Origin of the sequence: uncultured Rummeliibacillus sp. (assembly GCF_934216135.1) — a bacterium.
Classification (GTDB): domain Bacteria; phylum Bacillota; class Bacilli; order Bacillales_A; family Planococcaceae; genus Rummeliibacillus.
The window spans coordinates 1-13,202 of sequence record NZ_CAKQBI010000048.1 but is presented as its reverse complement, the minus strand read 5'-3'; the positions used below and the strand labels follow the sequence as shown (position 1 = coordinate 13,202).

Annotated in this window: 13 protein-coding genes and 1 pseudogene; 3 read left to right on the top strand and 11 right to left on the bottom strand. The window is 34.1% G+C overall.

Annotation, left to right across the window (positions count from 1 at the left end; genetic code table 11):
• Nucleotides 1-170 precede the first annotated feature (170 nt).
• The 5 genes from Q0977_RS17020 to Q0977_RS17000 form a co-directional block, all read right to left on the bottom strand.
• Nucleotides 171-371 (bottom strand): cold-shock protein, encoded by a 201-nt coding sequence (locus Q0977_RS17020; RefSeq protein WP_119417414.1) that lies wholly within the window; start codon nucleotides 369-371, stop codon nucleotides 171-173.
• A gap of 263 nt (nucleotides 372-634) precedes the next feature.
• A complete protein-coding gene (locus Q0977_RS17015) occupies nucleotides 635-922 on the bottom strand; it encodes a hypothetical protein (RefSeq protein WP_119417343.1) in 288 nt (95 codons plus the stop codon).
• 153 nt (nucleotides 923-1,075) lie between these two features.
• Nucleotides 1,076-1,846, bottom strand: a complete 771-nt coding sequence (locus Q0977_RS17010) for an N-acetylmuramoyl-L-alanine amidase (RefSeq protein ID WP_299516057.1) — start codon at nucleotides 1,844-1,846, stop codon at nucleotides 1,076-1,078.
• A gap of 204 nt (nucleotides 1,847-2,050) precedes the next feature.
• Nucleotides 2,051-3,298 carry an MFS transporter gene (locus Q0977_RS17005; protein WP_299516055.1) on the bottom strand — a complete coding sequence of 416 codons (1,248 nt, stop codon included), beginning with the start codon at nucleotides 3,296-3,298 and terminating at the stop codon, nucleotides 2,051-2,053.
• 103 nt (nucleotides 3,299-3,401) lie between these two features.
• On the bottom strand, nucleotides 3,402-4,025 hold the full coding sequence (locus Q0977_RS17000; RefSeq protein ID WP_119417346.1) for a LysE family transporter: 624 nt from the start codon (nucleotides 4,023-4,025) through the stop codon (nucleotides 3,402-3,404).
• Between the two features lie 277 nt (nucleotides 4,026-4,302).
• On the opposite strand from Q0977_RS17000, the gene Q0977_RS16995 reads away from it, so the two are divergent.
• Entirely contained in the window at nucleotides 4,303-4,812 is a 510-nt protein-coding gene (locus tag Q0977_RS16995; RefSeq protein ID WP_299516052.1) for a DUF3231 family protein, read from the top strand.
• A 95-nt stretch (nucleotides 4,813-4,907) separates the two neighbouring features.
• On the opposite strand, the gene Q0977_RS16990 is transcribed toward Q0977_RS16995, so the two are convergent.
• On the bottom strand, nucleotides 4,908-5,471 hold the full coding sequence (locus Q0977_RS16990; protein ID WP_158582429.1) for an N-acetylmuramoyl-L-alanine amidase: 564 nt from the start codon (nucleotides 5,469-5,471) through the stop codon (nucleotides 4,908-4,910).
• Between the two features lie 425 nt (nucleotides 5,472-5,896).
• Here Q0977_RS16990 and Q0977_RS16985 point away from each other — a divergent pair, with 425 nt between their 5' ends.
• Nucleotides 5,897-6,814: a hypothetical protein gene (locus tag Q0977_RS16985; RefSeq protein WP_119417349.1), complete on the top strand. Its 918-nt coding sequence runs from the start codon at nucleotides 5,897-5,899 to the stop codon at nucleotides 6,812-6,814.
• A 169-nt stretch (nucleotides 6,815-6,983) separates the two neighbouring features.
• On the opposite strand, the gene Q0977_RS16980 is transcribed toward Q0977_RS16985, so the two are convergent.
• On the bottom strand, nucleotides 6,984-7,544 hold the full coding sequence (locus tag Q0977_RS16980; protein ID WP_124218630.1) for a group-specific protein: 561 nt from the start codon (nucleotides 7,542-7,544) through the stop codon (nucleotides 6,984-6,986).
• Between the two features lie 136 nt (nucleotides 7,545-7,680).
• Between Q0977_RS16980 and Q0977_RS16975 the strand changes: the two genes are divergently transcribed.
• Complete coding sequence (locus Q0977_RS16975; RefSeq protein ID WP_299516061.1) at nucleotides 7,681-8,019, top strand: nuclear transport factor 2 family protein; 339 nt, start codon at nucleotides 7,681-7,683, stop codon at nucleotides 8,017-8,019.
• Nucleotides 8,020-8,132: 113 nt separating this feature from the next.
• On the opposite strand, the gene Q0977_RS16970 is transcribed toward Q0977_RS16975, so the two are convergent.
• The 4 genes and pseudogenes from Q0977_RS16970 to Q0977_RS16955 all read right to left on the bottom strand — a co-directional run bounded on the left by Q0977_RS16970 (nucleotide 8,133) and on the right by Q0977_RS16955 (nucleotide 12,895).
• A complete protein-coding gene (locus Q0977_RS16970) occupies nucleotides 8,133-10,049 on the bottom strand; it encodes a glycoside hydrolase family 68 protein (protein ID WP_299516047.1) in 1,917 nt (638 codons plus the stop codon).
• Between the two features lie 6 nt (nucleotides 10,050-10,055).
• A complete protein-coding gene (locus tag Q0977_RS16965; protein ID WP_299516045.1) occupies nucleotides 10,056-11,612 on the bottom strand; it encodes a glycoside hydrolase family 68 protein in 1,557 nt (518 codons plus the stop codon).
• A 283-nt stretch (nucleotides 11,613-11,895) separates the two neighbouring features.
• Nucleotides 11,896-12,048 carry a hypothetical protein gene (locus Q0977_RS16960; protein WP_158582430.1) on the bottom strand — a complete coding sequence of 51 codons (153 nt, stop codon included), beginning with the start codon at nucleotides 12,046-12,048 and terminating at the stop codon, nucleotides 11,896-11,898.
• Between the two features lie 229 nt (nucleotides 12,049-12,277).
• Nucleotides 12,278-12,895 (bottom strand): annotated as a pseudogene (locus Q0977_RS16955) (NUDIX hydrolase).
• Between the last annotated feature and the right edge of the window lie 307 nt (nucleotides 12,896-13,202).

Sequence of the window (13,202 nt, the reverse complement as noted above, 5' to 3'; positions counted from 1 at the left end):
GTGACTTTATTCTATCAAGAAAAGGTCTTCCTTTTTCTATTAAAATTTCTATTTACACAAAATATTTTATACTCTCACGGAATCTCCTTCATATTAAAAAAAATAAAAAGCCTACTCACAAAAAAAGGAACCCTATTAAAAGGATTCCTCTTTTGATACTTCTTCAAAGATTAAAGTTTTACGATGTTTGCAGCTTGAGGTCCGCGTTGACCATCTTCAACGTCAAATTGAACTTTTTGGCCTTCATCTAAAGATTTGAAACCTTCGCCTTGGATTGCTGAGAAGTGAGCGAATACGTCTGCTCCGCCTTCAACTTCGATAAAACCGAAACCTTTTTCTGCGTTAAACCATTTTACTGTACCTTGTGTCATTTAAATGACCTCCATTTAATTAAATTAATATATAAGATTTTCAAAAGAAAAAATTCACATATTACAAAAAGTACCGAAAATACACGATCACTCTTTGTAACACGTGAATTTAACTTTTCCTCTATTGAGGTTCTTATTGATTTTATTATACACTACAGATACCCATTTGTCTAATGAAATTCGAAAATAAAAAAATTTTATACAATTAAAAAAACACATCTAATTTAGATGTGCTTAGTTATTCTTTAAGGATTTAAGTTATATTAAAGTGTTTCTTTGAACTTAAAGTTATATTTCTTATTTATCTTTTGAGCGATTTGACCTAGAAACTCTTGAACGGTCATTTTCTCAACTTTTTGTGTGTACCAAGCAAGTTTTGTTCCCTTGTTTTCCTTATTATAATTAACTAGAGAAGGCTTAAAAGTTTGATTTTTGTATTTATAATCAAATTTAATGTAAAGTTTATTTTCCTTTGGGCAATCTAGGATTACCTCATAAACTGGATCTTTAAATTCGGGTTGAAACTTAACTTTTTTAATTTTAGTTAGCATGTTTATCTCCCCTTTAAAATAATAACAACATATTCATTATACCATAGTTTGTGGATAAATAAGAGTAACAACACTTTGAGGAAATAAATACCAGTTCTTGTCGATAATCCGGTCTAGTTTAATAATGAAAAAGATGTTATTTTTGGTAGGGCTTTATACTTTCTCAACAAATGCTTTTTTTGCAGTAATATACAAACCTGATTTTGTTTTCAAACGATACACCAAACCGTATTTTACAATATCAACAATTGTATAAACTGTATTTTCAGGACAAACTTCCACACGATTTTTCTTATCGAACTTAAGTTTGCTGTATGCCCAACATTTCTTCTTTATACGATATAAGCCGTTACCCTCTGTGTAATATTCTGATTTCTTAGGCTTGCTTTCTTTTTTCTTGTAATCTAATTTATCAGCAATAACTTTTGCAATTGCTTGACACAAACCTTCAAAATTTTCTCTATACGCCTTAGCGTCTTTCTCGCTAGTAACGAAGCAAACCTCTAAAAGAATAGCTGGTTTTACCGTTTTACGTAAGAAGTACAATTCTTTACGTTCTTTTGCACCACGATCTAAAATTCCGAGTGCATCAGCCATTGCTTTTGACATCTTCTTAGACAATGATTTCTCATCATAATATAAACATTCCGACCCCGTCGCAGACGCACTTGCACTATTAAAATGTACACTAATATCCAATGAACGCGACTTACTATTATGGTGATTCACGATATTCGCCAAGTTTTGATCTTGTGATGTTGCTGTTTTTTCATGATATTTATAACCTGAGCCATTGTAATTATTAGTCAGAATAGAGAAGACTCGATTTACAACCTTTTTCGCTTCTTCATGTTCATTTAATATCCCAGATGCTCCGGGAACTTTAGCACCATGCCCTGAACTGATTACGAATTTTTTTGGCATATAATTTCAGTCCTTTCTGTTTCTTCATAAGCCCATCTACATACAATATATGATTCCCCAAAAATTTCGTATAGGATAATGATTAGCAGGAAAATACATACCCTTATCCCATCTTAAGTATTTTCAAGTTTTTTCCTTACATATGTATTGCTATTAATTAAAGTATAAATAAAAGACCGATCCATTTGTAATCGGTCTTTTTGATTATTTTGCATTCGCTTTTGCTTGTTGACCAATTGCTTGAATATCAATAAACTTTATAACTAAAAATAAAAGTATAATCCCTAAAACACATGAAGCAATATAAAATGCATTTAAATTATTTTTCATTAAAAGCGACATAATCGGCGGCCCTGCTGCTACTCCGATAAATCGTGCTGAACTGTAGAAAGAAGTAACTGTACCCCTCTCCTCTTTTCTTATATTTTCAGTAATGATTGCATCAAGCACTGGGAGTAGAGCTCCTAACGCAATACCTGCGATACTTGTTACAACTAAAAGAAATATTAAATTTTCTTTTAAAAACCCTACAAACACAATACTAATTGAAGTAATCACTAAAGAAATCAGTATCATTCTCTTAATGGCTTTTAGATCGCCTTTTATTTTTCGACCCGTAACAAAAGAAGCAATACATAACATTAATAGTGGAATGGCTAAGACAAAACCTTTTTTTACTCCTTTTATGTCATGTGCTTTTTCAAGGTTCTCTGATAAGAAAAACAACATACCGAATAAAACAAGCATCACATAAATCCCATTTAAGAAGACTACAAATAACCATTTTCCTTCTTCTTTAAAAGTCTTTTTGACTCTTTGAACAAAATCCTTAAATGCGACTGGAGGAGCTTTTTCTTTTGGGGACTTAACAAAAAAGATAACCAAAAGGATTGATATTAGGCTAAATATGGAGATAGAGAAAAAAGGGAGAAACCATAAAAAAGCTGCAAATGCAGCACCCAGGATTGGGCTTAACACTTTGCCAAATGTATTAGAAGTTTCGATAATCCCAAGACTTGCACTTGTTTTTTCATCATCGCCCTTGTAAAGGTCACCTATTAATGGCATAACAATTGGCATTGCACCTGCAGCGCCAATCCCCTGTAAAATACGACCAATTATAATTACAAAGTAAGGACTATCCAGTTTCCAGGATGCAAATGCAGAAATAAGACCCCCGATAAATGCTAAGATTAAACTAGGTAATATAACAATTTTCCGTCCAAATCGATCTGACAAATAACCGGCGACAGGTATAAGTAAAATAGCAGCAATTGAGTAACTTGTAATGATCATGCTTGATTGAAATGAAGAGATGTCTACCTTCTTTTCTAAAATAGGAAGAACTGGGATAAGCATTGAATTACCAAGTGTCATTACAAGTGGTATTGACGCTAAGCTAATTATGCACAATACGCTAACCTTTTCCTCTTTTCCACTATTATTTTGCATAAAAACACCTCTATGTGATTTAGTAATATATTTATCATGTCCAGAAGTGTTTTATTTATGTGTAATAGGAAAAGCTCATTATTATTTTTAAGGAAGAAATACTTTAGAATAACGATTTATACGCAAGTATCCCAAAATGTATACCAAATCCTATCATAGAAATTGATGAAACTGCTGATACTACATTTAAAAAATTAGAAGATAATATCTTCCGCGATCCACTTGAAATTGAAGCCATTATGAAATCTACTAATAGAATGCCTAACAAAATACAGACACTGTACATTCCGATTTCAAAAGTGTTTAGATTAGACCCACCTACTAAGACGGAACCATAAATACCCAACCAGAACAGAATTGTTAAAGGATTTAGAAGCGCTATCAGGAAACCCGATATAAATGAATGCCTAAGACGGATAATACGTTTAAAATTAGAATTCAACTTAACTTTATGCATAGTCAGTAAATTTTCTATTCCTGTATACAGAAGAACAAAGCAGCCAAAAGACCATAATATCGATTTAATAAACGGATATTCAATAAAACGTCCAATTCCTAAATATACTAAAAACATATAGGTTAAATCAGTTGCAATTGCTCCTAAACTAAAAAACCAAGCATGAAAAAAACCATTTTTGATTCCTAAGTTTAATAATGTTGCTTTTACTGGTCCAATAGGAGCAGCTAAAGAAATTCCTAATAAAAAATAAGGTATCATGGTATGCATGTTTATTCACCTCCAACTTTTAACACTACGTTTATTAATTTTTCTTAATATCATATTCTGATAAGACAAACACTATTCGATTCGTTATATATTATTTTGTTTGTTAGAGGTGGTATTAAAAACAAAATAACATCCAGAAATAAGTTAAAAAGTATGTATTCCACTGTAGCTTTAATTACTTATTCGAATAATTTCTTACAATGCTTCTGTAGTATAATATTCAAACGTTTATCACATCCTGTTCTTGTTAAACAAAACAAGGAAATGGAGTGTTAACATGGGCATTCTAAGTGGTAACCCAAAAGATCAACCATTACACTATGGTGAAGTTATGGCAATATGGACAAATGTCGCAACAAACAACGGATTAATAGCTGCTTATCAAACATTTTTTAATCATACTGGTGATAAAGATTTAGCCAAAATCATTGAAGATGCTATACAGTGTTGCAAAGAAGAGAATGAGCAATTAGAAATTATCTTAAAAGTAAATGGCATAGCTCTTCCACCTGCGCCTCCTGAACGTCCAAATGCGAAATTAGAGGACATTCCAGCTGGAGCTAGATTTAATGACCCAGAAATAAGTGCTGCTCTTTCAAGAGATATGGTCTCTGGCCTTTTAGCATGCAGTGAAGCTATCGGTATGTCGATTAGAGAAGATATTGGCATGATGTTCGCTCAATTCCATATGAAAAAAGAACAACTGGGTGCAAAATTACTAAAACTTAGTAAAGAAAAAGGATGGCTTATTCTACCTCCTTTACATGTCGACTATCCAGAAGCATAAGATACTTTTATGAACCCCCTTTACCAGCTTGTATAAGCCTGTATAAAAAAGAGTAGCAATCGCTACTCTTTTTTGGTGTGTTTCAAATATTTACTTTACCTAGTGGCATTACTAATCGATGCTGCTTTCTTTGTATAGCCTAAATTATCAGCTATTACTTTTGCAATGGCCTGACATAGTCTCTCAAAATTCTCTCGGTAAGCAGCGGCATCTTTTTCACTTGTTACAAAGCAAACTTCTAAAAGTATTGCAGGTTTTGACGTATTACGAAGAAAATATAACTCTTGACGCTCTTTTGCTCCACGATCAGTAATGCCTAGTGCATTTGCCATGGCTTTTGACATTTTTGCAGATAAGGTTAACTCGCTATAATATAAACATTCTGATCCCGTTGCGGATGCAGTAGCCGCATTAAAATGGACGCTGATATCCAAAATACGAGTTTTACTATTATGATAATTTACGATTGTAGATAAGTTCTGACTTTGTGTTGTGGATGTATCATCATGGAACTTGAAGCCAGCTCCATTATAATTGTTTGTTAAAATCTCATATACACGATTTACGACTTTACGTGCTTCAGTGACCTCATTTAAAATACCAATTGCTCCTTGTACATATTTTCCATGTCCTGAACTAATGACGAATTGATTTACCATAAATAATTCCCCCTTAATAGTATTTTTGTTATTCCTTTTTGCTAAACCTTTGAGGCCTCTTAGGTAAAGCGAGCACAATAACATATGAGATGTATCTCACACTAAAAACTTATTGTGCTTATACTATATAAAGGAGTTTTCAGACGATATTTTACACCCTATAAACCAAATTTTTTAGTTAATGAATATTTTAATTCTAAAGAATTCGTTCAAGTTACATAATAATGGGGTATTTTGAATTATAATAATTATTTGTAGTATTAATAGATTACTTTCTATTATAAAAAAGTACTCAAAAAGCTATAAAATGTTATAAAAATTAAGTTTTTATTGAAAAGCGATTAATATAAGTTACTATTAGTATAGTGAATTCGAGATATTAAAAAGTGGCTATATGATAGCAATTTATAGGAGGAATTTTATTTTTGGATGCATTATTTGGAGTTGTAGGGGTTTTATTATTAGTAGTATCAATAATCAGTGTAGTAATTTTTGGGCTTTTATTAGCAGTGAAAAAGAATAATAGCAAAAAAAATTATAAACGAAAATTAAGAAATTCTAGTATTTTATTTGTAATTTCTATAGTACTCATTATTATCGCAGGAAGCCTATCACCATCTGAAAACAGTTCAAGTAAAAAGGATGAGACTACTTCTAGTAAGACAGTTGAGAAAAAAGAAAAGAAATCTGTGGCTTACACTTACGATAAAGCTGAAACTAAAGCCGATAGAAACGGTGATTTCTTAGTTAAAATTGAAGTTAAAGATGGTTATACACCAGAAATCGTTAAAGGTGCAAATGTAACTCTTAAAAAGAAAGATGACCATCATTATTTACTAAGCGGCACAGTTGATAAAAAGGAACAATCAGCAACATACAAGTTAAGTTTTACCGCTAATGATGATCAACAAACAATGAATCTTACTATTGATAATGCATTAGCTAAGAAAGCATATGTACAAAAACAAATTGCAGAAGCTAAGAAAAAAGTGAAAGAAACTGCCCTGAAAAATGAAAATACACTCTCATATGGGATGTTAAACAAATCCCAAGATAAATATGTTGGGAAGCCATATCACATTACTAAAGGCCACGTTATGCAAGCTATGGAAGACAACGGGAAGACAACTCTTTTAGTTCAATTGACTGATAAAGGTTATGGTATCTGGGACGATATCATCGCAGTCTATTATCCTAATACAACCGATGCTGTTGACAGTGATTTTGTAGAAATCTGGGGAACTTTAGGCCAAAAATGGAATTACACAACAAAAATCGGTGGTAGCAACTCCGTACCGACTATGAAGGCAGATACAATAAAAGTTATAGGCCATTCAAAATAGATATAAGCTGCTCATGTTTTATTCATTTGAAGTGAAAAATCAGAAAAAATTCTATATAAATAGTAATGAGTTCGGTATTGCACCGGACTCATTTTTTAGTTTGTTTTATTTATGCAAAAAAAGAGAAAACTTTTAAGTGACTGCTCTTGCTCTAAGTAAAATTTCTTTATTACAGATTGTTCCATGTAATTATCTCTGCATCTTTTATGTCAACTTCTCCATAGGTTAATAAATGCGGGATAAATGCGAACAGACCAAATTTATTTCCCTTTTCCTTTTCATCTTTATAATATTCAACTGTCACTGAAGGGATTTCTTTCATTTCTTTATAATCATTAATATTTATGAAATTAATATCATCTTCATCTATATCATTATTGGGACCTCTGTATGTTTCCTTTGAATACATATAAATAGCATTCTTATTATTTTTTAAGTTTTGAATCGGTACTCTATAAAATTTGAGTTCCTCCTTAATTTGAATACCTAACTCAGTAAGAGCGTTATAGACATGATAAGGATGTAAGGGTGAGAAATGAATAACATCATTCCATAGACAATTCAATTTTGGAATTTGTCTTCTTAGAAGTTTTACCCTTTCCGGGTGATCAAAATATTTTTTAGAGTACTTTTCATATAATTCAGGGTGAGCCGTTTCCAATGAATTCAGAGAAATAAGTTTATCTCCCCTCATGTCTGCTGGAACCATATGATATATAAATTCTTGCATTACTTTTCCCCATCCCCCTGCTGAAATCAAAAAGCTAATCACATACTATTATTCTCTACTTTTAATCGTATTTCCTTGTTCAAGTTGGGAGAAATAGTTCTTTTACTTGGAACATAATTCTACTACAACTAAATCTATGAACTGTTACAACAAAACCTTCCTTCCAATTCATTTCTATTTTTTCACCGATCAGAATTGCACGACTCACGAAGAAATAAAGTCATACTTTGAAAACGCTTGGTCGTTAGTGAAAAACGAGAATTATGAAGCTCGAGATGTAAAATGGCTATATGCTGGAAGTCATTCAGCAACCTGTACATATACATATTTCTACGAAGGATATATAAACGAAAAATATACATGTGGTTATGGAAGAGCCACCAATGTCTTTGTCAAGGAGTTTGATAACTGGCTTCTGATTCATGAACATTTAAGTCCTTTACCAAATAACTCTTCAATACAAACATCATCTTGATGAAATGAGGTTTTATCAACGCAAACAGTTATTTGTGATAAAAAAACTAGGTGCATACAAATTTAAGTATGCACCTAGTGGAATAGTTTAGCATTATATACTATATGAAGATTTTAATTATTCGAACATCCACATCTTGGTCTTTCAACGAATCGATTTGGGTCTAACTTTGGAAATTGAATCGATGAATTACATGAACATCTATGATCATTTTGCTTATATTTGCACTCATCGTTGCCTTTCCCATCATCGTACCCACATCTTCTACATTTACCATCGTTGTGTTTACATCTACAATCATCATCATAGTCTTCACATTTATGATGATCATTGTGTTTACATCTGCATTCATCATCGTAGTCTCCACATTTATGATGATCATTGTGTTTACATCCGCATTCATCATCGTAGTCTCTACATTTATGATGATCATTTTGTCTGCATCCACAATCATCGTTGTGATTTCGACATTCGCAACTTTGGCATCTTTCGTTTTCAGGGCCATCCTCATTACCGTTCCTGCAGCATTTTGGACTTTCTGTTTCAGATACCATGACTAAACCAAAATCGTACTCAGCGACAATTTCTGTTGTTCTACCAGAAACCCTTAACTGCAATGTTGGTGCAAGAGTTCCTCCAAAGTGTTCAATTTGAAATGACTCTGGCAAATTGCTTAACTCATCCGTTGTGATGCCTTGTAAGTTATATGTGTCAATGAAACTTAAAACAGAGAAGTCTGGCAAAACAAGCCAAGAGTAAGCTTGGTTCGGTTCTTCAATTGGGTTCGATACAACAAGACCACCTGAATTTAATGGCTGGTAGTTACCGCGCAGTGTATTTGCCACGAAACCGTACAATCCGTCAGGTCCTGGTCCATTGGTTAACCCTGGTGCGAATGTGAATCGGTGACTATCTGTAAATAAATAGTACCTACCACTACTCACAATAATGTGTGGTCGCTCTGTTTGTTGGTTTGTACAGCCCGCTTCAAGTAATGCAGGTAATAACTGCCATGATGTGTAGCTATTGTTTCTTAATAAAGCGATCCCAATATTCCCTGTATATTGACTTGCTTGTTGTTCCAATTCACCTGTTAAACCACAGTTAATTTCTGAGTTATTTCCTGCAATATTACCTTCAAATAGCAGGTACTCGCAGCCTGTTGCAGGATCTTTGAAAAACCATGGGTCACGGAAAGCGTAAATAATAGTGCTTTCACTTTGTTCGGATTGCTCTAACGTTTGGTATAGGACACCGTCTGGCTCTAAAATAATTTGATGCGGTGTAAAATTAACAAATTCAACACCATCCAAATCAGATACGAAGCCACTGCTTGTGTAAGCAATACGTTGTTCATACGTAATTTGTGCTTCGCCTCTTCTTCCAGAAGCTGTGTAGAAGTAATGAATTTTACCATTATCAATCATGGCAGAACCTGCCCATTGACGTGAACCAAATGCGGTACCTTCTTCAAATACTAGACCACCTTGTATCCAGTTCAGTCCATCTCTTGAATAAAAATATGCAATTCTTGCTACATCGTGCCGGTTGTTCGGCAAAACACTTCGTGGGGCAGACAGTGTAAATAGTACGCGCCAACCACCTGGTAAAACTGCTATTGAGCCATCTTTCTCTTGCAATGGCCACATATCCCAAACCCATAAGTCTTCTGAAATTCGTGGAATAGGCGGACTAATAACTGGAGCAGAGTTTTCTCGTGTAATTCGAATTCGCTCTGCTTGTTCACGTGTCCACCTTGATGGAACCGCATTTAAATGTTGGCTTAAACATCGGTTAAAATCTCTTTTTGGTTTATAGTTACAAAAGTTTTGAACTTGTTGTTGACTAAAAGAACGGAAATTCGCTGAGTTATTCCCTGTAGAACTGCTTGGGAAATTATGATTTGAGCCGCCACCTGGTATCGGTGAAAACTCCCTACCACTAGATCCCGCAATCGGGAATTGCTGAGAAGTGAATTGACCGGCTCCATGATGACCTCTATGCCGTTCATTATTAAAATTATGCCTCATAGTGACTCACCCTTTTATTATTTTTTTTAACTTATCCTTGATATTTTCTTTTACGTTTCTATTACAATATTCACATGAACTTTTTTTCTTACTATTTTTACAATCACATTTAGGACTCTCTGTTCCAGAAACCATCATTAATCCATATGCATAGACAGCTATAATCTCAGTAGTCGTACCTGAAACCGCCAATTGAAGTGTTTGTGCTAGTGTGCCGCCAAAATGTGCATATTGGAATTGCTCTGGCAATAATCCTACTTCATCAATTGGAATTCCTTGCAAGTTGAAATTATCGATAAAACTCAACACTGAAAAGTCAGGCAGTACAAGCCAAGAATACGCTTGGTAAGGCTCTGAAGGTGGATTTGAAACAACTAACCCACTATTATTCAACGGGCGATAGTTTCCTCTAAGGGATCTTGCAACAAATCCATATAGTCCATCTGGACCTGTAACCCCTGGCGCAAAAGTCGAACGATGTGAATCCGTAAATAAATAATACGAACCATTTCTCACAACAATATGTGGTCGTTCTGTTTGTTGATTGGTACATCCTGCTTCTAATAATGCGGGTAGTAACTGCCAGCTGTTATAAGAATTGTTGCGCAATAAGGCAATCCCTATATTCCCCGTAAATTCAGCTGCATCACTTGGAACACCTGGACCGCAGTTGATATCTGCAGAAGTTCCTGCGATGTTGCCTTCAAACAATAAATACTCACAGCCAGTTGCTGGATCTTTAAAGAAGAATGGATCACGAAATGCATAAATGATTCCACCGCTGGATTGCTCCTCTGTCTGATAAAGCACACCATCTGGTTCCAAAATCACTTCATGCGGTGAGAAATCTACTAGCAGTACGCCATCTTTGTCAGAAATAAAACTACTACTCGCTAACGCAATTCGTTGTTCATACGTAATTTGCGTTTCTCCGCGTCTCCCCGTTGCTGTGTAGAAGTAATAAATCCTACCGTTATCAATCATGGCAGAACCTGCCCATTGTCTGGAACCTAATGCAGTTCCTTCCTCAAATACATAGCCTCCCTGAATCCAATTCACACCATCTCGCGAATAAAAATAACTAATGCGCGCAACGTCATGGCGTTTTCCTGGAAGAACACTACGCGGAACGGATAATGCAAAGAGAACCCGCCATCCGCCAGGAAGGACGGCAATTGACCCGTCTTTCTCAATCAATGGCCACATATCCCAGATCCATAAATCTGCTGAGATTCTTGGGAATGGCTCCATAATAAGCGGAGCCGTATTCGTTGCGTTGATTTGAATCTGTTCTACTTGACTACGTGTCCATCTTGATGGAACAGCATTAATACTTTGAGCTAAGCAACGATCAAAATCCTTTACTGGATTATAGTTACAAAACTGATTAATCTGTTGCTCCGTAAACTTACGAAAACGAATATTTCCCGTCGAAGAATAGCCACGATTCGCCGATACACTCTCCCTTAGCGAAGTAGTAGAATTATATATTATAGGAAACTGCTTTCTAGATAGTTGGTACGAATATTTCTTTCTACTTCGCCTAAATGAATTTAAACCCATACACTACACCTCCTTAATTTATTTGAACGTTAGTTCCTAGTCAGTATACGGAGAAATAAAAGTTAGCTATAGGTGTGTTCTCTATGTTTTCAAGAAAAAACAATATTTTTTCAACAAGATTAATGTATTTTGTACAAAAAAAATACTAAGTGCATACAAATTTCTTTGTATGTACCTAGTAGAATCGTTTTTTAGTATATATAATTAATCTGGCTCCTAATTATTATAAATACCATTTTACCTAATGAAAAAAACATGCTTTTTCAATCGTGCTACACCTTCATTACTCTGTCAAATTTGCATATCCAAGTAACACTTTTGGATTTGAATCATCCTTCTCCACATACAGAATACTCATTGGATACACTTTTACTTGTTCATCTATAGCTAATTGGATCAGTTCTTGTTCTGTGCAATTACTTGTAATCGAAATCATCACTATAAGCCCGCTATTTCACTTAACCTCGAGATTCTTTAAAAAATGCTCCCCATTTTTTAATAGTGTAAAAAGGGTATAAAAAATACACCTCAATAAGGTGTTTTGTTATGTCGCATTATGTTCCTGATACGAAATAAAAAAGCCAGCGATTTACTGCTGACTCCTCTCTCTTTATTCAACCATAGAACGCGATAGTTAAATAACAAAGGACATTCAACTTAGAATATTAATCAAAATAGGTAGGTTCTTGAGGATTATGCAAATGTTTAAATGCTAATTTAATTTGTGATTCTGTATTTCAAGCTATCGATAAAGATGGTAGTTCATTTTCTGCGAAAAATTCAACTGCATTTGTTTCGATACCTTCTTGCGGCTGCCCTCCAATGATTTCACATTGGAGAAAAATTTTATAAACGTGATATAGAGAAGGTGGATGAGGATGGCATTTCGTGTCAAGAACAGCTAACAATTTTAATACTTTAACATCAAACCCTGATTCTTCTTTTACTTCCTTGACCGCAACTTCACTTGGAGTTAATCCAATATCACCTCAGCCTCCTGGCAACGACCAATACCCATCAGTATTTTCTCTTACCATTAATATTTTATTACCCTTAAATACAACAGCTCTGATATCCACTTTAGGTGTTGCATATCCTGTTTCATTTGCAAAAAGTTCTTTTATATTTTTATTGTCCATATTTGTGTACTGTGCCAATATATCAACGCTAATATTTCTTATTAATTCAAATCTTTCCAAATCATATACATCTTTAGAATAGGTTAGTCCTGCTTGTGCGATGGATTGAAGCTGTTTTGCCCATTCTAGCCATTTAGGTTCCATCTTTTATTCACCCCTGTTTGTTCCAATTATATTTTATCTTAATTTAATAAACATTCAAACTACTTAGTTGGTTTAGTAAGTAATTTATTTAATTTATTGTTCATTAAGCTATTACTTTGTTTCATCACTAGTGTTTCTGCTTTGATTGACCATAAATTAGTAATAGACTCTCTGTGCCATTATGCAGCACCTCCGTTTAAGCTAACAAAAAAACCACCCTAATTAAAGGGGAGGGCACTGAAAAACTTGCGTTTTTTAGTTGTGTAAATGAAATTCAATACAAAAAAAGCCAATTGCCGTCTTATTT

Excerpts from the sequence above, each read along its gene's own strand:
- Q0977_RS17000 (WP_119417346.1), bottom strand. The coding sequence starts at position 4,025 with ATGCATACCATGATACCTTATTTTTTATTAGGAATTTCTTTAGCTGCT.
- Q0977_RS17020 (WP_119417414.1), bottom strand. The coding sequence starts at position 371 with ATGACACAAGGTACAGTAAAATGGTTTAACGCAGAAAAAGGTTTCGGT.
- Q0977_RS16975 (WP_299516061.1), top strand. The coding sequence starts at position 7,681 with ATGAACTGTTACAACAAAACCTTCCTTCCAATTCATTTCTATTTTTTC.
- Q0977_RS17015 (WP_119417343.1), bottom strand. The coding sequence starts at position 922 with ATGCTAACTAAAATTAAAAAAGTTAAGTTTCAACCCGAATTTAAAGAT.
- Q0977_RS17010 (WP_299516057.1), bottom strand. The coding sequence starts at position 1,846 with ATGCCAAAAAAATTCGTAATCAGTTCAGGGCATGGTGCTAAAGTTCCC.
- Q0977_RS16980 (WP_124218630.1), bottom strand. The coding sequence starts at position 7,544 with ATGCAAGAATTTATATATCATATGGTTCCAGCAGACATGAGGGGAGAT.
- Q0977_RS17005 (WP_299516055.1), bottom strand. The coding sequence starts at position 3,298 with ATGCAAAATAATAGTGGAAAAGAGGAAAAGGTTAGCGTATTGTGCATA.
- Q0977_RS16995 (WP_299516052.1), top strand. The coding sequence starts at position 4,303 with ATGGGCATTCTAAGTGGTAACCCAAAAGATCAACCATTACACTATGGT.
- Q0977_RS16990 (WP_158582429.1), bottom strand. The coding sequence starts at position 5,471 with ATGGTAAATCAATTCGTCATTAGTTCAGGACATGGAAAATATGTACAA.
- Q0977_RS16970 (WP_299516047.1), bottom strand. The coding sequence starts at position 10,049 with ATGAGGCATAATTTTAATAATGAACGGCATAGAGGTCATCATGGAGCC.
- Q0977_RS16960 (WP_158582430.1), bottom strand. The coding sequence starts at position 12,048 with ATGATTTCGATTACAAGTAATTGCACAGAACAAGAACTGATCCAATTA.
- Q0977_RS16965 (WP_299516045.1), bottom strand. The coding sequence starts at position 11,612 with ATGGGTTTAAATTCATTTAGGCGAAGTAGAAAGAAATATTCGTACCAA.